This window comes from Halomonas halocynthiae DSM 14573, from assembly GCF_000425725.1.
Classification (GTDB): Bacteria; Pseudomonadota; Gammaproteobacteria; order Pseudomonadales; family Halomonadaceae; genus Halomonas; species Halomonas halocynthiae.
The window spans coordinates 40,994-62,268 of sequence record NZ_KE384440.1 but is presented as its reverse complement, the minus strand read 5'-3'; the positions used below and the strand labels follow the sequence as shown (position 1 = coordinate 62,268).

Sequence of the window (21,275 nt, the reverse complement as noted above, 5' to 3'; positions counted from 1 at the left end):
AGCACTGTGGTACTGCACAAAAAACCGATGCCATTGGCATCGGTTTTTTATCGATCAACAGAACAGCTGCTACATCAACCAAGGTTCGCCTTGTTCATGATGCAACCAACAACCTTGGTAGCAACCAAGGTGATCACACCAATAATAATTGCCACCATCAGCACTTCGACTGGTGCAACAATCGCCGTTGCCAACAGAACAGCTGAAGCGGGTGCCAACACATAACGGTCATCATGGCTACGCATAATGGTCGGTAACATGGCATCTAGCTTAGCACTGACCGAGGCATCCCAGTTCTTTAGCAGCATGTAAAGAAAGAATACAAAAGCAACCAGCCAGATAATGGCGATCGTCATTATGGTCTCCGAGTCAAAAATCAAAGGTTAGAGTAGGCGCAGCAATGAATAAATCCCTGCAAGGGTAGCCTTGAGAAGCCCGCCTCGCAACCCACATACAACAGTGAATTTGTCTCATGGGGCACTCCAATGCATGGAAAAAACTGACTTGACCACTGACAGCCCAAGATAGCCGCGTTACCATAAACGCTTAACCCAGCTATTTACCAAACAAAGGTTCTTTCATGCAGATTGCGCAAAACACCGTTGTCGCATTTCACTACACTCTGACCAACGAGGCTGGTGAGGTGCTGGACAGCTCGGAAGGTCGCGAGCCGCTGACATACCTGCACGGCGCCGGCAACATTATTCCTGGGCTTGAAAAGCAGCTAGAAGGCCGCGCGGCGGGCGACAAACTGCAAGCTAATGTCAGCCCCGAAGAAGGCTATGGCGAAGTTCAGCCACAGCTGGTTCAGGAAGTCTCTCGTGAGTCATTTCAAGGAGTTGACACTATTGAGCCGGGCATGCAGTTTCAAGCCCAAACTGATGGCGGCCCGCTGATGGTCACTATCACCGAGGTACAAGGCGACACGGTTACCGTAGACGGAAACCACCCACTGGCAGGCCAGCCACTGAACTTCGACGTTGAAATTGTTGAAGTACGTGAAGCCAGCCAGGAAGAGGCTGAGCACGGCCATGTGCATAATGAAGGCGACCACCAGCACTGAGCATCAACGCTGGTTTAGCCCTTGTGCTAGCGGTTGTCTAACAACCCAGCCGTGCCACAAGGACTTAAAAAAGGGCAGCGTTAACGCTGCCCTTTTTCTATTTCACGTGAACTACGTTACACCTTGCGCTCACCGACACGCGATTTCAGGACACATACTAGCTAGCTACATTTTTCAGCGTGATATATCCCCCCCACAAGCGGGTTACCGTCGTCAGTGCACAAGCCGCCGCAAACAGTGTTGCCAACAGCGGAAAATACTCAGGCCACAGGCAAAACGCCACTAAAGCCAGAACCGTTTCAGTACCTTCCGTTAGCCCATGCAAGTAATAAAACGCCTTATGCTGAAAACGCGGGGACTGTAACTGATGCCTTGCAGCCATAATCGCAAAGGCCAGAAACGACGTTCCAGTACCAATGAAGGCAAACAACAAGAGCGCGCCCACCAACGCATTAGCGCCAGGATCAGCCAGCACAAAACCGAATACCACCGCGGCATAGAACACGAAGTCCAAGCCGATATCGAGAAAGCCCCCCGCATCGCTATCTGTACCAGTCAGCCGCGCCAGCGCTCCATCTAGGCCATCTCCTAGTCGGTTCAATACAATAGCAACCAGCGCCAGCCAGTACAGCTCAAACGCCAACAACGGTAAAGCCAGCATTCCGATAACAAAAGCGATCAACGTGACCTGATCCGGCTTTACGCTCACGCGCGCCAGCCCCCTCGCCAGCCAGCGCAGTGGTTTTTGGGTCAGCGGCATGGTCCAGCGATCCAGCATGTCTCAATCCTTTTTTACAGCGCGACCACTTAGCTACGCCGCCAGTCAAAGTAACGCTTTAGCCAGCCAAGCAGCCGTTCGGGTTTGTGCGCATTTTTCCATACGCCAGCGCTTGCTTTCACCGCCTCAGAACGCGTGGGGTAAGGATGTACCGTGCCGAGTATTTTGTTCAGGCCGATATTATGTGTCATCGCCAAGGTAAACTCGGCCAACATCTCACCAGCACCGTCGCCCACCACTGTTGCGCCAAGAATTCGGTCTTTTCCTGGCACGGTCAGCACTTTGATAAACCCATCACGCTGACCTTCGGCAATAGCGCGGTCTAACTCGCTGAGTGCATAGCGTGTCAGCTCATATTTAACACCCTGCTGCTGAGCCTCTCGCTCACTCAGCCCAACCCTAGCCACCTCAGGGGCGGTAAAAGTGACAGCTGGCATGGCCCGATAACTGACCCGAAAACGTTTGAACTCACCAAACAGCGCATTAACCGTGGCATGCCAAGCCTGATGTGCGCTGGCATGGGTTAGCTGATACGGCCCTGTCACATCGCCACACGCCCAAACATTGGGTAATACCGAACGCAGGGCTTCATCCACCGGCAACGTGCCATCGTCACGCAGCGTAACGCCCAGCGACTCCAAGCCCAGCCCAGCAACATTAGCCTGACGCCCAATCGCTACCAACAGCTGATCGAAGGGCAGGCGTTGCACTTGACCGTCACGCGTAATTTCTAGCAGGTGCGCACTGCCCTTAGCGCCGTTAGCAATAACACGCTGCGCCTGAGCTCCCAAGACCAGCTCCACGCTATCCTGCTCAAGCCCTTTGGCCACTGCGGCGGCAACATCAGCATCCTCCCTGGGTAGCAGCTGATCCCCTTTCACCACCAAAGTGACGTTACTGCCCAGCCGCGCAAAGCTCTGGCCAAGCTCGCAGCCAACTGGCCCACCACCCAAAACAACAAGCCGCCTAGGCAGCTCGCTTAACTGCCAAAGGTTATCGGACGTCAGCACCTCGATATGCTCAAGGCCAGGTAGCTCAGGGAGCCGCGGCCTTGCACCACTGGCAATGATGACATGACGCGTTGTAACCAGACGGTTATTGATACGCACCCGCCATGGGTCTTCCAAACGCGCATCTCCCTCCACAATATCAACGCCCAGTCCCTCATAGCGTTCGCGACTATCATGAGGCTCAACAACACGAATCGCTTGATGAACATGCGCCATCACATCAGCAAAGTTAACGTTAGGCTCACCGGCATGCACGCCATAGCGCGAGGCGCGGCGAATCTCACTCACGCTGTGTGCCACCCGAATCAATGCCTTGGAAGGCACACAGCCCGTATTCAAGCAATCACCACCCAGCTTATCGCGCTCTACCAACATCACTTTGGCTTTCACTGCGGCGGCAATATAGCTGGCAACGAGCCCTGCTGAGCCGCCCCCAATGACAACGATGTCCTGCTCAAAGTGTGTAGGTCGGCGATGCCGCTTGGCTAGGCGTCGACGCTCGATTAATGAGACTCCCCCACGCGCCAACCAGGGAAACAGGCCCAGCAACACAAACGAGCCAATCAACCCCGGCGACAAAATCCCCCCCAGCGACTCAAGGCTGCCCAGCTCCCGGCCCGCATTTACGTAAACCACGGTCGCTGGCAACATACCAAGCTGACTGACCCAGTAGAAGGTCGTCAGACGCATTCGGGTCAACCCCATAACCAAATTGATAACGAAAAACGGAAAGACCGGAATTAGTCGCAGCGTGAACAGATAAAAAGCGCCTTCCCGCTCGATACCTGCATTGATTCGCTCAAGCTGGTGAGCAAATCGCCGCTCCAACGAACCTCGCAGTAAGCTACGAGCAATCAAGGCAGCCAGCGCTGCTCCTAAGCTACTGGCAAAAGACACCAACAATACGCCCCATCCCAGCCCGAACAGCGCCCCACCGAGTAGCGTCAACAGCGCTGCTCCTGGCAACGATAACGCCGCCATCAACACATAGAGCGCAAAAAACCCACCTGCCACCGCTAACGGTCTGACATCAAATAGCGACTGAAAGCGCGCTTGGCTAGCCTTAATATTGTCCAGCGTCAAAAACTCATGGGCACCGCTGACGAAAAATACCGCCAGCAACACAACAATACCTATCGCAATAACTGCTCGTCTCTGTGCCACACCAAGCCTCCTTTTTACGATCTTTCTTACCGCCTTATATTGCTACGCACGGCTTGACATCTGACTTTCCGCACAGCTTTTTCCGATGCTATTGCTAAAAAAGACACAAGAAAAACACTGGCAACTGCACTGATATACTGAACTACCATGAGCACAAACGTTCACATTAGCTTAGGCTTTTTACCTCGGAGCGCCCACCATGTCGAACCAACCACACCGCCCCCAACCCATCGCTCACAATGGGTATCGCCAGCGAGGCCTATTTTTTCTGACAGGCACACTCGCAACCTTACTGTTCGGCGCAATGCCAGCCAGTGCATTAGCAAGCAGTTCATCGGTGAGCAGCAAAAACGCTGTATTCGCGGGCGGTTGTTTCTGGTGTATGGAGGAGGCTTTCGACAAGGTTAGTGGCGTGACTGCCACGACTTCCGGCTTCAGCGGTGGCAAAACAGAAAACCCAAGTTACCGGCAGGTGGTTAATGGCGGCACGGGGCACCTGGAAGTCGTCGAAGTTGAGTATAACCCCGAGCAAGTCGATTACCCCGAGCTACTGGATGTTTTCTGGCGCAACATTGATCCTTTCGCTGTCAATCGACAGTTCTGTGATGAGGGAGACTCATATCGTAGTGCGGTGTTTGTCAGCAATGAGGCCCAGCGAGAACTGGTTGAAACCAGCCGAAAGGCTCTTGCTGAGCGCTTTGGTCGCAATATCACTACCGATATTTTGACGGCTTCCACGTTTTATCCAGCGGAAAAAGCGCATCAGAATTATTACACAGAAAACCCTCTTCGCTACCGCTTTTACAAATCAGCCTGTGGCCGAACTGAGCGTCTGCAGGAGGTATGGGGAGATGAGGCAGGTGGTGTGTAAACACTGAGCAGCTATTCAGCCACGCTCGTCTTAGCTTCTACTGCAGTTTTCACTGAGATGGGTGTGCCGCTCACGGCATTGTAACCAAAACGCAATTCCCAGCGTAACGCCAAGCATCAGCCAGGATGCTAGTACCACACCGGGCCAGCCAGCCAACTGCCAGAATGGCTCTAACCAGAAACCACCCAGGCTTGCCCCAGTGTAGTAAAACACCAGGTACAATGCCGAGGCACTCCCCCTGGCAGTAAGCGCTTGACGCCCTACCCAGCTAGAAGCCATGGAATGGGCCAGAAAAAAGCCAAAGGCATTGATAGTAAGCCCAACGAGGATCCAGCTTAGCGACGCTGACAGCGTCACGGCTGTACCCGCCATCAAAATAACGATACCCAGCATCATACAGCGTGGCTGCGACAACCGCCCGGCAATACGGCCAGACAACGCCGACCCCAGAGTGCCGCCTAGATAGGTCAGAAAAATCAACCCCAATAGCCTGGCACCCAGCGAATAAGGCGCGTCAGCCAAGTAAAAAGTGATATAACTATATTGGTTGATAAAAATCAGAAAATTCAGCCCACCTAGCAGATAGGCTCCCAGCAACAAAGGGTTACGCAGATGTGCTCGCAAATCAGCCAATGCGGTACGCAGTTCAAACGGATGCGGCGTGAATGCCTTGGCTGCCGGCAGGAGTCGCCAGAACACCAGCAGGCCAACCAGTGTCATGCTCCCTACGACCAAAAAGCTCATTGATGCCGAGCTGACTTCGGCCACCGAACCACCCACAATACGTCCACTAATACCACCCAACGTATTAGCACCGATATAAAGCCCTACCGCCGTCAACAACGCCGGTTTTTCAAACTCATCCCCCATCCAAGCAATAGCCACTGCCGGCAAGCCGCCGAGAAAGAAGCCCTGCAAGGCACGTAGCGCTAGCAACGTCTCAAAATCAGGAGCAAAGGCTAGGGCTAATGACAGAGCGCCACCAGCCAACAGCGTAAAACGCATAATAGCCCCCCGCCCCACTGCATCGGACAAAGGGCCAAACACCAGCAGAGAAGCCGCTACCGTCAGAGTCGCTACCGACATGACGAGGCTGATCCCCAGCGTCGATACCGCATAACTTTCACGCAGCTCAGGTAAGAGCGGCTGGGGCGCATATAAGTTGATAAATACAAGAAAAGAACCCAGGCACAAGGCAAGGGTTGCGCGCCACCAGGCGCGACTATGAGCTTGGATCATGCAAAGCCTTACGTTATAACCGTCGCGCCCGCTCATTATTAGAGCGTAGGTGTCAACATCGTTCACACCTCAAACTTACCTGTTGGCGCTGGCAGACTGACTCAACTGAGCCAATTGTACGGCTTCCATGGGGCGACGTGACTTCCAGTAGTAACGCTTCCAATACACATTATCCAGCGAGGAAATCATCACACCTCGTGATGATGACGCATGCAAAAACTGGTCATCCCCTACATAGATACCGACGTGACGACTACCCGGTGGGCGGAAAAACACCAAGTCGCCTGGCTCAAGAGAGGCACGCGTTACTGCAGCACCTTCGTTAACCTGATGGCGCGTTGTTCTGGGCAGGTCGATATTAAACTGATCTGAGTAAATGTTCTGTACTAACGCCGAGCAGTCAATACCCGAAGAACTGGTGCCGCCCAAACGATATGGCGTGCCTTCCCAACGCTCATGTTGTGAAAGTAACGCATCACGAATCAAGGCAGAGGCATCCACCGGCGTCTGAGCCTGCAGCGGTTTTACCGATTCCGCTGGAGAGATCAATCCCGGCATATCGCGAGCAAAATAGTCACTACCCGGTGATTCTTTGGTGGCGCTAGCGCAACCCGTCAGCAATGAAACCGCCAGTGCTACAGGTACCAAACGGTAATATTGGGGAAACGCCATCCCTGCAATCCTTATCTTCCGTATTTTCGTTTAACACCCATCAGGACCAATTACCAACTTTTCGCCTGACCATGGCAACCATATTTCTAGTAATTTTCTAACAATCTATCGACTTTTCAACAAAAAATCGAGCGAGATCATCCCTTTTACACCCGCTCATACAGCGCTATAGCATAAAGCAATATAGCGATTAATATAACTGTCAGCAGCACATTTCACACAACTCCTGTGCTCAGGCAATACCAGGTCAATAAGCGATAAATCATTCCATCAATGCAACTGTCGAGTATCCCCTGGCAGCGTATCAATATGCATAGGTGCCCAGTGCCGTGGCCGCGCGCCCGGGAAGTCCAGGCTCGCCCAGGGGCCAGCTAGGGGCGGTGACGCTGTCAGCCACGCCACCAATGCCTGCCTCATCCCCTCCAGGAAGTTATCGCGCTCAGAGGTTTCTCCCATAAAAAACGAAAAACCGGCAAACAGCCCTAACGCATAATCCTCCCAGCCACTGTAGCTGTCCTGGGCCATGCGATAGGCGCGCTCCAGCCTTGCCATGAGCGCCGCCTCATCCAGCCAGCCCAATTGTCGCGCGGCAACCAGCAGGTCAACGGCTTGCGCTAGATCCCAAGCGAGCATATCCAGCTCATTACAACCGGCAACATTATTGCGTACACGCTCAAGGCGCAGCAGGTGATTGCGCTCTTCTTCGCTGCAATGGCCACTTTCAAGTGTTTCAATCTCAGATACCAAGCGCTTCCCGCTCAACGTGTAGGGCGCATAGTTAATCTGATAATCCTGTCGATCTCCCACATCAAACAGCTGATCAATGAACGCCTCAAGCTCATCAGCGCTATGCAGTCCGTAGTGGCTATCCAGCCAGTCCATGATGTCAACACACTGGCGTGGGCTTTCAGGTTGAGGAAAATTCCATACCGGCGTATTTAGCGGGCCCGCTAAGGCCAGTGCAGTAAAGTGGGGCAAGCTGGGGCGCAAACCTGGCTCGTGAGGGGTCTCGCTGCGCCACTCCAGCCAGTGAAACAAGCTACCCGGATCCTCTCGGTGCCAACGCAGCACATCAATCAGTGACGACTCGCCGTCCTCGCCTGGAAGCAGCGATTCCCATACCTCCCAAGCAGACAACAAACGCCTAACATCAGGATAAAAACGGCATAAAGTATCTTTCAACGCCAATACCCTGGCGTTTAGTTCGTCGGCATCAAAAAGGGCGCTATCCACAGCCATCTGCAAGTGAAATGCATACTCCTCAGCCATGTGAATAGTTGCCGCATGACGGCTGGCAGCACCCAATGCGTCTCTCACTTGCCGCTCCTGCTCAACAGCAGAGCCAAAAGGGGTGTTCGGCCCAGGCAACGCTCGATGCGCTGCATCAGCTGCCAGTTGGTTAAGGTGGTGCGCCTGAGCAGGCATCCAGAACCGCGCTAATGTGCCAATGCTTTCATCAGGATGTATTTCAAGCACGTCGCTTAAATACTGGCGAGCTTCGTTGGCACGCTCGTCATCACAGCCAACACGTTTCCCCTGACGAGTCGCAAGCAACGGATCGCGCACTCCCGCCAGCGCCAATAACCAATGGCGAGGATCAGAGCGCCACCGCCGAATTGCTTGCCGAGAAGCCACTAGCTGCGCGTCATCCACCGCACCTGACAACGCCCCACTCCATGGCGTTAAGGGCGAGTGCATCAGGAGCACCCAGTCTGCATCAAACTCACCTAACTGATCGCGGCCATCAAACAAGCTGCGCCCACGCTGACAGCTTCGCGCAAGAGCGGCCCAGCCACTGTAGCGTGAGATAATTAAGTCGGCGCCATGCACAGCAAAATCACGCGCCTCGTCATGGGTGAGCCAGCCCACGCAAGCACCAGCCCATGCTAAGTCGATCAGCCTTAACCAGTCCCAGCCAGCCCAGTCGAGAGGTTCACCGCTCTCAATAAAGCTCAGTAATACATTACCAAAGCCACGCTCTCCCGTGCTCAGCTCAGCCTGCCAGCGACGACGCGCGTCATTGTCTTGAGCCAGCAGCCTTGATGCCATCAGGTCCCAGCCATGACGATCTCCCTGCGCGGCTAACCACAGCAGCAAAGCGACCAGTTCATCACGACTGCCCACCTGCCAAACATCCTTCAGCCAAGATTCCACCCCTTTCCAGTCGGTGGCAGCAGGCGGTGCTTCAAGCACCGGCCCAAAAGCGGCACGCAACCGCCATACGCGAAACCCGTCATCTTCTGGCCAACAGGCGGCACGTTCTGTCTGAATAGCCAACCAGTCACCCAGCATCGACCAGGTGATCCCTTCGCCTTCTCCTTCTAGCCGTGAAAGCGCATCGCAAGCGCTGGGCAGGCCAGCTTCCGCATTGGCCCAGCCCAAGGTGTTCCAAGCGCCGCGCAAGGCGTCGAGCCAGTCGTCCAAACTGGCGTAACAGGCATGGATTCGTTCGCTAAAAGCACGCGCCCATCCTGTGGCCCGCGGCTCACTTAGCCAACCGGATGCGCCACCCAAGGCAACAAGTTCAAGACCGTTTAACCAACCCAAAGGCGTTGGCTCACCAGTACCAAAACATTCCAGCAGACGCCAAGCCAACTCACTACGGTCAGCCACGTCAAGCATCACCAAACGAGCACTGGCCAGCTCAGCATCAAGCGCCAAAGGCTCAGGAGAAAAGGCCCAGTCGCACAGCACTAACTGCTGGGCCCACCAGGCATTCAGGGGATTAACCAAGTCTCACCTCGCCAGACAAAATCTGTTATTGCCGCCAAATGCAGCGTCCACAACACCCGCTCACTTGCAGCCAACTCTATGGCGGGCAATTGTAACGGAAAGCCAGCGCTAGGCCGATTATTTACCATACGTTGTCCATTGCCTCGACTTCCTGTTCGGCAAAAATAAACACTCCCGCTTGGCGAAACGTTTAAAATAATGCACACTCGTCAAACAAGATAGCCACCCCATAACGACACTCTGTGCCGCTCCCAAGAATAGCTCAAGAGAACATGCGATGACCGCCAACTCAGAACACCTGACCGATAAGGCCTATGTGGCCGGACAATGGCGCGCTGGCGAGCGCCGCTTCGGCGTCACCAACCCTGCCACGGGTGAACAGCTGGCCGAAGTGCCAGACCTAACCGCCGACGACGCCCGCGACGCCATTGCTGCCGCCGAAGCCGCTGGCAACGCTTGGCGCAAGCGCACCGCCAAAGAACGCGCTAACCTGCTGCGCGCTTGGTATGACGCGATCATGGCCAACCAAGAAAACCTGGCTCGCCTGATGACCCGCGAACAAGGCAAACCGCTGGCAGAGTCTCGCGGTGAAGTTGCCTATGGTGCCAGCTTCGTCGAATACTACGCCGAAGAAGCGAAGCGTGTTGCTGGAGAGACACTTCCCGGCCACGGCGTCGACAAGCGTATTTTGGTGTTTCGCGAGCCAATCGGCGTGGTCGCTGCTATCACGCCCTGGAACTTCCCGCTGGCAATGATTACCCGCAAGTGTGCACCCGCACTGGCGGCTGGCTGCACGGTTGTGATCAAGCCCGCCGAAGCGACTCCACTGACAGCCCTGGCGCTGGTCAAGCTGGCCGAGCAGGTTGGCTTTCCTGAAGGCGTGATCAACATTGTCACTGCCAGCCGCCCTGCTGAAATTGGCGAAGTGCTGACCTCTGACCCACGGGTACGCAAAATCTCCTTCACTGGCTCAACGCCCGTCGGCAAACGGCTACTAGCGCAATGCGCTGGCACCGTTAAGAAAGCCTCCATGGAGCTGGGTGGTAACGCGCCGTTCATTGTTTTTGACGATGCCGACCTAGACGCCGCCGTAGAAGGTGCCGTGGCATCGAAGTATCGCAACTCTGGCCAGACTTGCGTCTGCACCAACCGCTTTTTGGTGCAGTCCGGTGTGTATGACGCCTTTCTCGACAAGCTGGCAGCTCGAGTTGCTGAGCTCAAGGTCGGTAACGGCCTAGAAGATGGCGTTTATCAAGGACCTCTGATTAACCAGGCCGCCGTTGACAAGGTAGAAGCCCACATTCGCGACGCGCTGGATAAAGGCGGACGCCTGGTGTGTGGCGGAGAGCCCCATGCGCTTGGGCACACCTTTTTCCAGCCAACAATCATTGCCGATGTAAACGACGACATGCGCGTGGCTACCGAAGAGACCTTCGGCCCACTGGCTCCGGTATTTCGTTTCGATACAGAAGAACAAGCTATCGCCATGGCTAATGCCACTGAGTTTGGCCTGGCCGCTTACTTCTATGCCCGCGACTACCGGCGTATCTGGCATGTCATGGAAGGCTTGGAATATGGCATGGTCGCGGTAAATGAAGGGATTCTTTCAACTGAACTTGCGCCTTTTGGTGGCGTCAAGGAATCAGGACTTGGTCGTGAAGGCTCACGTCACGGCCTAGATGAATACACTGAACTGAAATATGTCTGCGTCGGCGGCCTCTGATTGCTCGCCCAACAGCCCTATAGGAATGACTCATGAATAACGCACAGCTCAACGAACTCAAACAACGCTATATCGCTAAGGGCGCCGTTAGCGCTTCTGCACAATTTGCTGAACACGCTGAAAACTCTGTGATATGGGATGCCGACGGCAACCGACTGATCGACTTTGCTGGCGGTATCGGCGTGCTGAACCTAGGCCACCGTCATCCCAAAGTGGTCGACGCTGTCAAAGCTCAGTTAGACAAGCTGATGCATACTTGCCAGACCGTAATGGCCTACGCACCTTTTGTGCAGCTGGCCGAAAAGCTTTGCCATATGACGCCGGTTAAGGGCGACGCCAAAGCGATGCTAGTCAACACCGGTGCCGAAGCGCTGGAAAACGCTGTAAAAATTGCCCGCGCAGCTACTGGCCGTAGCGGTATCATCTGCTTTGATGGCAGTTTCCATGGCCGTACTATGATGACACTGGCCATGACAGGTAAGGTTCTGCCTTACAAAAATGACTTCGGCCCAATGCCCAGCGACGTTTTCCGCGCCCCCTTCCCAGTGCCTTACCACGGCATCAGCGAAGAGGATTCGCTAAACGCACTGAAAACCGTCTTCAAAACAGACATTGCCCCGCATCGCACCGCCGCTATCGTGATTGAGCCGGTACAAGGTGAGGGTGGCTTCTATGCCGCATCACCCGCCTACCTTCAGGCCCTTCGCGCGCTCTGCGACGAGCACGGCATTCTGCTCATTGCCGACGAAGTACAGTCAGGCTTTGGCCGTACCGGTAAGCTGTTTGCTCTGGAGCACAGTGGTATCAAGGCCGACATCGTCACCATGGCTAAGAGTCTGGCTGACGGCATGCCACTGTCTGCTGTCGTCGGTACTGCCGACGTCATGGACTCGTCAGGCCCTAACTCACTGGGCGGCACCTACAGCGGCAACCCACTGTCCTGTGCGGCAGCTTTAGCTGTTATTGATGTCATTGAGGAAGAAGACATTCTGGCCAGAAGCAACGCACTTGGTGAAAAGCTGGTGGCCCGCTTCAGCGACTGGCAGCAGCGTTTCGAAAACGTCGATAACGTGCGCAGCTTGGGCTGTATGACAGCCTTTGAGCTGGTTGCCGATAAAGCGTCTCGCCAGCCGCATCCAGAACTTGCTGCGGCACTGTGCAAAAAGGCTAAAGAGAAAGGACTAATCCTGCTATCTTGCGGTTTCTGGAGCAATACGATCCGCTTCTTGATGCCAGTCACTATCGAGGATGAGATCCTTGAGGAAGGCTTGGCGATCATCGAGCAGTCGCTAGTCGAGCTAACTGGTGCCTAAGACAGCACACTAGCTGGTGCCCGACTCGGCGTAGCAGCAATAGCCCAACAAGGCGAATGCGAAACGCTCGACGGTTGATACCGTCGAGCGTTTTTCATTATCTCATGCCACTATTGAAACCTAACCGACCTCACTGACCAAGCGGCTTGCCGGAGCAAATATGCGATATGCCACACTAGGCCCAACCGGTAGCAACCATGAATTGGTGCTCAAGCGCTACCTACGCCATACTCACAACACGCCGCCTACCAGCGCCCCTTCCAGTATCCAGCTATTTAACAACTTTAACGCCGCCTTTGATGCCTTACTAACGGGAAAAGTGGACCGAGTTCTTCAGTGCTCAGCGCATGTCAGCCATAGCGAATGCGTAGGGCGCTTCATGCACCGCGCTTTTCCAGTAGATACCTTCATTGCTGGCAGCCGCCCACTGGCTCTATTGGCTCGCCACTCAGCAACGCTGCCGACCCGCGTCGGCCTACAACCAGCTACCCGCCACTACACCGACTTATCTGCCTTTGCAGAACAGGTTGAGATGCCCACTATTGTTGATGTTGCAAACGGCTTATTGAGCGCTCAGTTCGATGCCGGCATTTGTGCGCTGGAGACACAGCAACGCCACCCGGAAACGCTTCGTTTGATCAAAAATTTGGGGCCGGCACTGGACGTCTGGATACTGTTCAGCACCCAACCCTTGCCCAATGACGACCCCAGAGTCATCTAAACCGCTTAGCTGCGGCTAGTAATTTCCAGCAGGTGATAACCGAACTGAGTTTTCACCGGACCATGAACCTTGTTCACTTCACCGCTGAATACCACTTTGTCGAACTCTGGCACCATCTGTCCTGGCCCAAAAGTGCCCAGCTCTCCTCCTTGACGCCCAGAAGGGCAGTTAGAGTGCTCTTTCGCTACCGCAGCAAAATCACGGCCGTCTTCAATTTCTTTTTTCAGCGCTTCACACTTGGCTTCATCGTCAACCAGAATATGGCGCGCGCTAGCTTGAGTCATGATGCTCTCCGCATTACTAAATGGAATGAGCGGCAAGCTTAACATGGGATATTCATCCTGTGCCTTCAGCATTAGCGCTCACTATTTTTACTACTTAAATGACAAAAATGGCCAGCATTCCCGCTAACACCAATAACGCCCGCATCCAGAGCGGTCGCCGAGCAATAACGCCATAAGAAATACCTGTCAGGCCAACAGCAATTTTAATCGCGCTTAATACAGCACCAAACGGATCAGCCGCCAGCTGAATAATTTCTGGATTCGCCACCATCGCCAGCGGAATAATATAGAGCCCAATGCCCAGTGCCATCGCTTTGAGTGCTACCTTGAGCCAGTTCTCCCCCACCATACCAGCAGCAATGAACACCCCACCGCAAACGGGTGGCGTAATGGTGGAAAGCAGCGCAAACCAGAAAACAAACAAATGTGCCAACAACAGATCCAACCCAAGAGACGTTAGCGCGGGACCCGCCACCGAAACACAAATGACATAAGCCGCAGTGGTTGGCACCTCCATCCCCAGCACCAAACACGCCACCGCCGTCAGCAATAGTGCTGGCCACAACATATCGCCAGATAACGAGAGAATGCCAGAGGTGATTTTGACGCCTAGCCCTGTCATAGCCAACACGCCGATCACTAGCGAAGCACAGATGATGATAGCCCCGATCACCGCCACCTGTCGGCCAGCCGTGAGAAGCGCCTGAGTCATTCGAGCAGCAAAGCCACGCAGCGAAATACGCAAATTCGCATCAGCCAACAGCAGCGCCATGCCAGCAAATATCGCCAAGCTCGCCGCATACTGCGGCGTATAGCCACCGATAAAGATCAGCTGCAGCAATATTACAAAGGGCACAGCAAAAAACAGCGAGGTAATCAGCACATCACGGCGACTGGGGCGATCCGCCTCAGCGACTGGGCTGAGGTCATCGCGCGTGGCATACGCATTAATGCCAACCCATACCGTGGCAAAGTACAGCACGGCGGGCAACAAGGCTGCCGCCATAATCTGGGTATAGGGCGTGCCCGTTAGCTCCACCATGACGAAAGCACCCGCTCCCATCAGCGGCGGCATGATTTGCCCTCCAGATGAGGCCACCGCTTCAACGGCACCCGCTAACGCACGAGGGTAGCCCAGCCGCACCATACTAGGAATAGTAATAGCACCGGTTGATGCCACATTAGCTGACGCTGAGCCAGAGATAGACCCCATCAACGCCGAGGAAATCACTGCCACCTTGGCCGCGCCCCCTTTCAAGCGCCCCGCCATGACCCCAGCAAGATTCATGAAGCCACGCCCCGCTTCACCGGCGTTGAGCACCGCGCCAAAAATAACAAAAATGGATACCACACCGACACTAACGCCAGTTAACGAACCCCACAGGCCGCCCTCGGTTATTGTCAGGGTACCCACGAGGCTCGGTAACGGCAGCCCTGGATGACCAAACTGGCCTGGCACATGCTCGCCCAGCGCGGCATACAATAATGCCAGCAGCGCGACCAGCGGCAGTGGCCAACCAATCGCCCGACGCGCGGTTTCCAACGCCAGCAGGATCAAAAAAATCCCAATCACCATCTGCAATGGCGTATCAATAAAGCCGTACTGATCAGCCAGAGCCTGCTCGTTGATGACGATATAGGCACAGGCAAGAATACCGAGCACCGTCAGTACACAACCACTCCACCGCGCAAAGCGGGTGCGTGCTGCCAAAATCAACACCCAAGGAAGTATCAGCGCCATATGTATTGGCCTGCTGACCAGAGCGGGCGTCAGCCCATAAAAAATCAGACCGAGATGAAATATCACGGTCACCGCACCCAGTACGACCCAAACCGAATGCGGACGAGTATCAGATTCAAACATGAGAAGAGCCAGTCATACGGGCAGCCGCCAACGACAAACTGTGCGTTGATGCTACCCGTGGTAGAAAATCAGCGAAGGTGGTCAGGAATTTCGATGCCTGCTTCGTCATAATAACGGATGGCACCGGGGTGCAGGGTGCCTGCAATATTGCCAACCATGTCATGAGTGATACCGCCCCACCAAGGCGACTCTTCTGCCATATCTGTACGTTTTTCCCAAAACGTTTTGGTCAGCTCATAGGCCGTGTCGTCAGACATGGCTGCTGTTGTATAAGCAATCACCGGCAGCGACGTCGTAGCGACGTCTTCATCAATTCCCGCATAGGTCCCTGCAGGAATGGTCTGACGCGCCGCGCCGCTTTGCTCGATCTGCTCATCGCTCAAACTGACAAGACTCACCGGCATACTGGCCGCCGTTTCAATAACGTTAGGTGTTGGGAACGAGCTGGCCGTAACAAAGGCGTCAATCTGACCGTTCTTGAGCGCATCCGGCCCACTTCCAACACTGGCGTTGGCAACCTCAATGCGCTCCATCAGGTCAAACATTGTCAGGTAACGCTCAGCTTCCCGGGCCCCAAAAGTCCCTCGGCCAATCAGCACCTCTTTACCAGCCAGATCATCAAGGCTCACGACACCTGCGTCATCAGCAACGACAAAATGCATGGTAATCGCAGGAATCGGAAACAGCCCTCGAATATCCTGAAAACGTGGGCTCTGGCGATCAGCAAAAGGTCCGTCACCATCCAACGCACTCTGCACCAAAGCCGGAGGCGTGGTAAAAACATAATTTCCCTGACGCGCCATCACTTCCATGACGTTTTGCACAGAGCCTTGGCTTTCTTCTAAGGTCAATACCACGTCGCCATCAGTGCCTTGCCGGATGGCCTCGGAAAGCTCAACCCCCATCTGGTAATACGCAGTGCCCGCTGAGGCGGATTTATAGGTCACACGCGTTTCTGCCATCGCTTGCAACGATGCAGCCCCCACTAGGGCCGCGGTGGCCGACGCCAGCAAGGTACGAGAAAGAGTACGAGAGAAACGAGACATGGCTTTTTCCTTGTATGGCCAGTGGCTGAGTTCACAACAACAATCCAGGGATAAATCATCCGTTGGTCTGCTAACTCGCTATAATGCCAGATTTTATCGCCAAGGAATGCGACTTGAGGAACCCTCTTCCCATGACAGCCACATCGGCCATAGCAGCACAGCATATTGTATTACTCGGAGCGGCTGGCGGTATTGGTAGCATCATCGCCAAATCATTGCTAGAAAACGGTCACTACGTTTACTTACTTGACTTGCAAGAGCGTCACACAGCACTTACCTCATTGGAAAAAAATCACCCAGAAAAAGCACGCTTTCTGCCATGCGATCTGCGCGACCATAACAGTATCGAGAGCGCCTTCCAGAAGCTCGGTGCAGCACCTGGCAAGCTTGATGCCTGTATTAATGCTGCCGGCGTAATCCACCGAGGAAGCTTTATTGAAACGTCTGCAAGCGATCTTCACCGAGTGATGGAAACCAACGTTAGCGGACCTTTTATCGCCCTGCAGCACGCCACACGCTTATTGGTAAACAACGGCGGCGGACGCATCGTCAACGTTGCCTCAGCCCATGGGTTACGCACCGGCACTGAGCGTACGGCTTACGCTATGAGCAAGGGGGCAATTCTGTCTCTGACCCGCGCCTTAGCAGTAGAGCTTGGCCCACAAAGCATTCTTGTGAATGCCGTGGCACCAGGGCCGGTCAGCTCCGGCATGCAAGATGCCAATTCTGAATCACGGCGACGCTGGCAATCAGCCACCCCACTGGGGCGCGTTTCAACCGCTCACGAAGTCGCCGCTGCAGTAAAGCAGTTGATGTACCCCGCCAATACGTTCATCACGGGGCAAACACTTGTTATTGATGGCGGTGCCAGCAGCGCTATCTAGGCTCACTGACACCACCGAGGCGTTCACCGACTATCTGTACTAGCTAACTATTAGCCAAAAACGACCTTGGCCACATCCGCATAGCGCCCAGCAAAGTGCACTGTCATCCCTTCCTTAAGGTAATCCGGCAGCTCATCATAATCTCGGTGGTTGGCTTCGGGCAGAATAATCTCACTGATTCCACTACGTTTAGCCGCAATGATTTTTTCACGAATCCCACCCACTGGTAGCACATGACCGGTTAATGTCAGTTCACCGGTCATTGCCAGAGGGCGGCCAATGGGCTGCTGGCGCGCTAAGGAGAGCAGTGCGGTGGCAATTGTCACCCCCGCAGAGGGGCCATCTTTTGGTGTAGCGCCCTCTGGCACATGCAAATGTATGAAGGCTTTGTCGAAAAAGTCGGCGTTATCAACATATGCGTCTAAGTGACCAATCACGTAACTATAAGCAATGTTGGCAGACTCCTTCATGACATCGCCCAGCTGGCCCGTCAGTCTGAAGCCACGCTCCAGCGAGTGCACCTTGCTCGCCTCGACCGACAGCGTAGCCCCCCCCATCGAGGTCCAGGCCAGCCCTGTCACCACGCCCTCCCCCTTCATCACGGCTTCTTTGCGGAACAGCGGCGCACCAAGAAACTCTTCGAGGTTATTGATCGAGACTTTGACCATGTGCTGGCCACTTGATGCCCCGTCATTAACAGCCTTATCGTCATCGTGCTGACCATTTTCCAGCAGCTGGACTGCCGCTTTACGCACAATGCGGTGTAGCTGCTTTTCCAGCTGGCGCACGCCGGCTTCACGCGCATAGCCCTGAATCACTTGATGCAAGGCCGCCTTGGTCAGGTTGATACGCTTTTTGGGGATACCGCTACGCTCTAGCAGTTTCGGCCACAGGTGATTCTTGGCGATGGCCATTTTTTCTTCAGCGATATACCCCGCCAGACGAATCTGTTCCATACGGTCAAGCAGCGCAGGCGGAATCGAGTCCAGCGTATTGGCTGTGCAGACAAACAGCACCTTGGACAAGTCCAAACGCACATCGAGATAGTGATCAAGAAAATCAACATTCTGTTCAGGGTCAAGCACTTCCAACAACGCCGAAGCGGGATCGCCCTGAAATGACTGCCCCATTTTGTCGATTTCATCAAGCATAATCACAGGGTTCTCGACACCCACATCCTTAATCGCCTGAACCAGCTTACCCGGCATAGCGCCAACATAAGTTCGCCGATGACCTTTGATCTCGGCTTCGTCACGCATGCCGCCTACCGAGAAACGGAAAAACTCTCGGCCCAGCGCCTCGGCAATCGAACGCCCTATGGATGTTTTACCAACCCCTGGCGGGCCAACCAGCAACAGGATCGAGCCGCCAACATCGCCCTTAAAAGTTCCCTCAGCAAGAAACTCAACAATACGTTCCTTAACGTCTTTGAGGCCATCGTGATCACGGTCAAGCACCTTACGCGCCTGAGGCAGATCAAGCTGGTCGTCACTGGTTACCCCCCAAGGCATAGCGGTTAGCCAATCAAGGTACTGCCGCGTGGTGCCGTATTCCGGCGAGCCGATTTCTAACATCGCGAGCTTGTCAAACTGCTCCTCAATGCGCTCCATTACCCGATCGGGGACCACCTTACCTTCAAGACGCTGACGAAAAGTATCAAGATCGCTATCACGGTCGTCTTTGGAAATGCCCAGTTCGCGTTGAATCACCTTGAGCTGCTCACGCAGGAAAAACTCCCGTTGATGCTCCTCCATCTGGGCATTGACCTGCTCGCTGATGTCGCTCTGCAACTGGGCAACTTCAATTTCCTTACGCAGTAGCGGTAACACTTTCTGCATTCGCGCCATCACCGGCAGCGTGGTCAAGACATCTTGAAGTTCCACTCCTTTGGCCGAGGTAATCGCCGCCGCAAAGTCCGTCAGAGGGCCTGGCTCATGGGGGCTAAAGCGGTTGAGATAATGCTTTAGCTCCTCACCATATAATGGGTTGATCGGCAGCAGTTCCTTGATGCCATTGATCAATGCCATGGCATAAGCACGGGTTTCATCATCTTCTGCATCCACCGGTTCCCGAGGGTATGTCACCTCGACAAGGTACGGCGCCTTGCGTGATATCCAGCGCTGAATCTTGAAGCGCCGTCTACCTTGGGCAATAAACTGCATCTGCGAGTCTTCACCCTGCAAGCGATGCACTTTAACCACAGTGCCCATCGTAGGAAATTGCTCGTGATCCTGAATTTCGGCCTCATCGCCATCACCAACAAAGGCCAACCCAACCATATGATGCGACGTATTCCCAACCAGCCGAACGGTGTCTTCCCAGCGCTCACGGTTAATTACCAGAGGCTGCACCTGGGCCGGGAAAAAAGGACGATTATGGATCGGTAACAGATAGATTTGCTCGGGCAGCGCTTCGCTGGCCGGTACTACCTCATGACTAGCGCTGTGATGCTCAGAGTCACTCTTATGTTCTTCATCAAACGACGTACTCTCTACACTATTCTCGTCGCTACCTCCGTCGTCACTCAAGGAAGTATCGAGGTCTTCTTGGTCGTTGCGCTGCCGATCGTCGCTCATCTCTACCTCTTAGCCAGCGTATATGTGAGGGAGCAAAGCCCCGCCTCCCAGATACACAAGCAATGCGGGCACAACGAACGAACTTCAAGTCATCAACGCCAATGGAGAACGTCAGGCAGGGGGCGGCCATTAACTCTTAACTGCCCGCTCACTACATCAAATTGCAGCTCTTGCGTTCCAAGCGGCAACCCCAGCCACAGCGCAGCCATTGGGGGAGAGTTGCGCCACAGGAAATCACCATCAACTTGGTTCCACCAACGAGTGCGCTCTGCGTTGGTGGACAATGCCAATGGATCAAGTTCTTCCAGACCCTCGGTATCGAACACCATCACACCACTACCTGTCAGGCTGGCGCCCAGCATAGGGCTATCGATATTAACATCAAGAATGTCCAGTCTCGGCGAGTCTTTCATGAGCCAGCGCAGATTATCTGCCAGCTCCTGTGCGGAAGCGCCTTGACGCGTTGTTGTTTGATGACGCAACTGATGGAATAACGCACGCAGCGCGTCAGCCTTAAGACGTGACAGCTCCGCACTAACACTGCCCGCCAACAGAACCTCGCCAGCAGCATATATCTGGCCTAGGTCCAGCTCACTATGTACACGCAGCTCTGACTCATCAAGCGTGGTCATACTGCTCAGAGTGACCTCTCCAGCAGCTAACGTCAGGTCAGGCTGTATCCAGCGCAGGTTGGAAAGCCGGAGGTGGTCATGCTGAGAAAAATGGTGGGCTCCCTGAGTGTAGGCATAACGACTTTCAAGAACAAATGGCCCACCTTCAAAGCGGCGCTTACCATCCATAAGGCGCACAGCTTCTAACCGGGCACGCACCTGCCAATCACCAAAGCCGCCGCGAAATGCAACGCGCCCCCCCTTCATTTCCAAGCGGCTGCCGTGTTGACGCAACTCGATGGGGGGCAGCTCCAGCGCGCCATCAAAGGTACCAGCCAGCATGTGGTAGCGAGCTTTCCAATGCAGCGACTGGCCGCCAGAGACTACCGCTTTGCCCTCGTCAGGATGCGGCTGCAATGTACCGTCAAGGTACGTATCAAAGATGCCATGCCGCGCTCGATAAGGAATGTCGATGTGCCAGCCGTTGTCTAGCAACGGAGACACATGCAACACGCCTCGCGATGCAAGCCAGCCATTATCTACCTCGGACCGGTAGATCAGCAGCTCACCTCTCGCCTGAAGATCAGCAATGGCGCGCGTTAACTCACGCTCAAAAAACACTCCTGCCATGGTCTGAGCTACCGCCCAGATTAACGCCAGCAGCGAAAGTAGCGGAACTACCAGCCGCTCCATGCGCATGACCCTCTCCCCTTTCGCGAGCGT

Annotated in this window: 17 protein-coding genes; 6 read left to right on the top strand and 11 right to left on the bottom strand. The window is 54.6% G+C overall.

Going from position 1 to position 21,275, the window contains the following annotated elements; translation table 11 throughout:
- Nucleotides 1-74: 74 nt before the first annotated feature.
- Complete coding sequence (locus tag H616_RS0109390; RefSeq protein WP_027967140.1) at nucleotides 75-356, bottom strand: hypothetical protein; 282 nt, start codon at nucleotides 354-356, stop codon at nucleotides 75-77.
- 224 nt (nucleotides 357-580) lie between these two features.
- Here H616_RS0109390 and H616_RS0109385 point away from each other — a divergent pair, with 224 nt between their 5' ends.
- Nucleotides 581-1,063 carry an FKBP-type peptidyl-prolyl cis-trans isomerase gene (locus H616_RS0109385; protein ID WP_027967139.1) on the top strand — a complete coding sequence of 161 codons (483 nt, stop codon included), beginning with the start codon at nucleotides 581-583 and terminating at the stop codon, nucleotides 1,061-1,063.
- Nucleotides 1,064-1,220: 157 nt separating this feature from the next.
- On the opposite strand, the gene H616_RS0109380 is transcribed toward H616_RS0109385, so the two are convergent.
- Nucleotides 1,221-1,841 (bottom strand): CDP-alcohol phosphatidyltransferase family protein, encoded by a 621-nt coding sequence (locus tag H616_RS0109380; RefSeq protein ID WP_027967138.1) that lies wholly within the window; start codon nucleotides 1,839-1,841, stop codon nucleotides 1,221-1,223.
- Nucleotides 1,842-1,870: 29 nt separating this feature from the next.
- Nucleotides 1,871-4,015, bottom strand: a complete 2,145-nt coding sequence (locus tag H616_RS0109375; protein WP_027967137.1) for an FAD-dependent oxidoreductase — start codon at nucleotides 4,013-4,015, stop codon at nucleotides 1,871-1,873.
- Between the two features lie 199 nt (nucleotides 4,016-4,214).
- Here H616_RS0109375 and msrA point away from each other — a divergent pair, with 199 nt between their 5' ends.
- The gene (msrA, locus tag H616_RS0109370; protein ID WP_338035751.1) at nucleotides 4,215-4,886 is read left to right on the top strand and encodes a peptide-methionine (S)-S-oxide reductase MsrA; all 672 of its coding nucleotides are present in this window, start codon (nucleotides 4,215-4,217) and stop codon (nucleotides 4,884-4,886) included.
- 30 nt (nucleotides 4,887-4,916) lie between these two features.
- On the opposite strand, the gene H616_RS0109365 is transcribed toward msrA, so the two are convergent.
- From H616_RS0109365 to H616_RS0109355, 3 genes are all read right to left on the bottom strand, one after another.
- On the bottom strand, nucleotides 4,917-6,125 hold the full coding sequence (locus H616_RS0109365) for an MFS transporter (protein WP_027967135.1): 1,209 nt from the start codon (nucleotides 6,123-6,125) through the stop codon (nucleotides 4,917-4,919).
- Nucleotides 6,126-6,200: 75 nt separating this feature from the next.
- The gene (locus H616_RS0109360) at nucleotides 6,201-6,797 is read right to left on the bottom strand and encodes a C40 family peptidase (RefSeq protein WP_027967134.1); all 597 of its coding nucleotides are present in this window, start codon (nucleotides 6,795-6,797) and stop codon (nucleotides 6,201-6,203) included.
- Nucleotides 6,798-7,067: 270 nt separating this feature from the next.
- Nucleotides 7,068-9,530 carry a DUF1266 domain-containing protein gene (locus H616_RS0109355; protein ID WP_027967133.1) on the bottom strand — a complete coding sequence of 821 codons (2,463 nt, stop codon included), beginning with the start codon at nucleotides 9,528-9,530 and terminating at the stop codon, nucleotides 7,068-7,070.
- Nucleotides 9,531-9,807: 277 nt separating this feature from the next.
- Between H616_RS0109355 and H616_RS0109350 the strand changes: the two genes are divergently transcribed.
- The 3 genes from H616_RS0109350 (at nucleotide 9,808) to H616_RS0109340 (ending at nucleotide 13,287) form a co-directional block, all read left to right on the top strand.
- Nucleotides 9,808-11,253 (top strand): NAD-dependent succinate-semialdehyde dehydrogenase, encoded by a 1,446-nt coding sequence (locus H616_RS0109350; RefSeq protein WP_027967132.1) that lies wholly within the window; start codon nucleotides 9,808-9,810, stop codon nucleotides 11,251-11,253.
- Between the two features lie 32 nt (nucleotides 11,254-11,285).
- Entirely contained in the window at nucleotides 11,286-12,566 is a 1,281-nt protein-coding gene (gabT, locus tag H616_RS0109345) for a 4-aminobutyrate--2-oxoglutarate transaminase (RefSeq protein ID WP_027967131.1), read from the top strand.
- 160 nt (nucleotides 12,567-12,726) lie between these two features.
- Entirely contained in the window at nucleotides 12,727-13,287 is a 561-nt protein-coding gene (locus H616_RS0109340; RefSeq protein WP_027967130.1) for a hypothetical protein, read from the top strand.
- A 5-nt stretch (nucleotides 13,288-13,292) separates the two neighbouring features.
- Here the strand turns inward: H616_RS0109340 and H616_RS0109335 are convergent, their stop codons facing one another.
- From H616_RS0109335 to H616_RS0109325, 3 genes are all read right to left on the bottom strand, one after another.
- Nucleotides 13,293-13,616 (bottom strand): peptidylprolyl isomerase, encoded by a 324-nt coding sequence (locus H616_RS0109335; RefSeq protein ID WP_476729711.1) that lies wholly within the window; start codon nucleotides 13,614-13,616, stop codon nucleotides 13,293-13,295.
- Nucleotides 13,617-13,665: 49 nt separating this feature from the next.
- Nucleotides 13,666-15,435, bottom strand: coding sequence for a TRAP transporter permease (locus H616_RS0109330; RefSeq protein WP_027967128.1), 1,770 nt, complete (start codon nucleotides 15,433-15,435; stop codon nucleotides 13,666-13,668).
- Between the two features lie 68 nt (nucleotides 15,436-15,503).
- Nucleotides 15,504-16,481 carry a TAXI family TRAP transporter solute-binding subunit gene (locus tag H616_RS0109325; RefSeq protein ID WP_027967127.1) on the bottom strand — a complete coding sequence of 326 codons (978 nt, stop codon included), beginning with the start codon at nucleotides 16,479-16,481 and terminating at the stop codon, nucleotides 15,504-15,506.
- A gap of 131 nt (nucleotides 16,482-16,612) precedes the next feature.
- Between H616_RS0109325 and H616_RS14640 the strand changes: the two genes are divergently transcribed.
- Nucleotides 16,613-17,365: an SDR family NAD(P)-dependent oxidoreductase gene (locus H616_RS14640; RefSeq protein WP_051234173.1), complete on the top strand. Its 753-nt coding sequence runs from the start codon at nucleotides 16,613-16,615 to the stop codon at nucleotides 17,363-17,365.
- Nucleotides 17,366-17,415: 50 nt separating this feature from the next.
- Here H616_RS14640 and lon read toward each other — a convergent pair whose 3' ends face one another.
- The gene (gene lon / locus H616_RS0109315; protein WP_027967126.1) at nucleotides 17,416-19,941 is read right to left on the bottom strand and encodes an endopeptidase La; all 2,526 of its coding nucleotides are present in this window, start codon (nucleotides 19,939-19,941) and stop codon (nucleotides 17,416-17,418) included.
- Nucleotides 19,942-20,033: 92 nt separating this feature from the next.
- Entirely contained in the window at nucleotides 20,034-21,251 is a 1,218-nt protein-coding gene (locus H616_RS0109310; RefSeq protein WP_027967125.1) for a DUF945 family protein, read from the bottom strand.
- Between the last annotated feature and the right edge of the window lie 24 nt (nucleotides 21,252-21,275).

What these genes read in the sequence shown, in the direction of transcription:
- H616_RS0109325 (WP_027967127.1), bottom strand. Translation starts at nt 16,481, where the DNA reads ATGTCTCGTTTCTCTCGTACTCTTTCTCGTACCTTGCTGGCGTCGGCC.
- H616_RS0109385 (WP_027967139.1), top strand. Translation starts at nt 581, where the DNA reads ATGCAGATTGCGCAAAACACCGTTGTCGCATTTCACTACACTCTGACC.
- H616_RS0109340 (WP_027967130.1), top strand. Translation starts at nt 12,727, where the DNA reads ATGCGATATGCCACACTAGGCCCAACCGGTAGCAACCATGAATTGGTG.
- H616_RS0109390 (WP_027967140.1), bottom strand. Translation starts at nt 356, where the DNA reads ATGACGATCGCCATTATCTGGCTGGTTGCTTTTGTATTCTTTCTTTAC.
- msrA (WP_338035751.1), top strand. Translation starts at nt 4,215, where the DNA reads ATGTCGAACCAACCACACCGCCCCCAACCCATCGCTCACAATGGGTAT.
- lon (WP_027967126.1), bottom strand. Translation starts at nt 19,941, where the DNA reads ATGAGCGACGATCGGCAGCGCAACGACCAAGAAGACCTCGATACTTCC.
- H616_RS0109380 (WP_027967138.1), bottom strand. Translation starts at nt 1,841, where the DNA reads ATGCTGGATCGCTGGACCATGCCGCTGACCCAAAAACCACTGCGCTGG.
- H616_RS0109310 (WP_027967125.1), bottom strand. Translation starts at nt 21,251, where the DNA reads ATGCGCATGGAGCGGCTGGTAGTTCCGCTACTTTCGCTGCTGGCGTTA.
- H616_RS0109365 (WP_027967135.1), bottom strand. Translation starts at nt 6,125, where the DNA reads ATGATCCAAGCTCATAGTCGCGCCTGGTGGCGCGCAACCCTTGCCTTG.
- H616_RS0109330 (WP_027967128.1), bottom strand. Translation starts at nt 15,435, where the DNA reads ATGTTTGAATCTGATACTCGTCCGCATTCGGTTTGGGTCGTACTGGGT.
- H616_RS0109350 (WP_027967132.1), top strand. Translation starts at nt 9,808, where the DNA reads ATGACCGCCAACTCAGAACACCTGACCGATAAGGCCTATGTGGCCGGA.
- H616_RS0109335 (WP_476729711.1), bottom strand. Translation starts at nt 13,616, where the DNA reads ATGTTAAGCTTGCCGCTCATTCCATTTAGTAATGCGGAGAGCATCATG.
- gabT (WP_027967131.1), top strand. Translation starts at nt 11,286, where the DNA reads ATGAATAACGCACAGCTCAACGAACTCAAACAACGCTATATCGCTAAG.
- H616_RS0109360 (WP_027967134.1), bottom strand. Translation starts at nt 6,797, where the DNA reads ATGGCGTTTCCCCAATATTACCGTTTGGTACCTGTAGCACTGGCGGTT.
- H616_RS14640 (WP_051234173.1), top strand. Translation starts at nt 16,613, where the DNA reads ATGACAGCCACATCGGCCATAGCAGCACAGCATATTGTATTACTCGGA.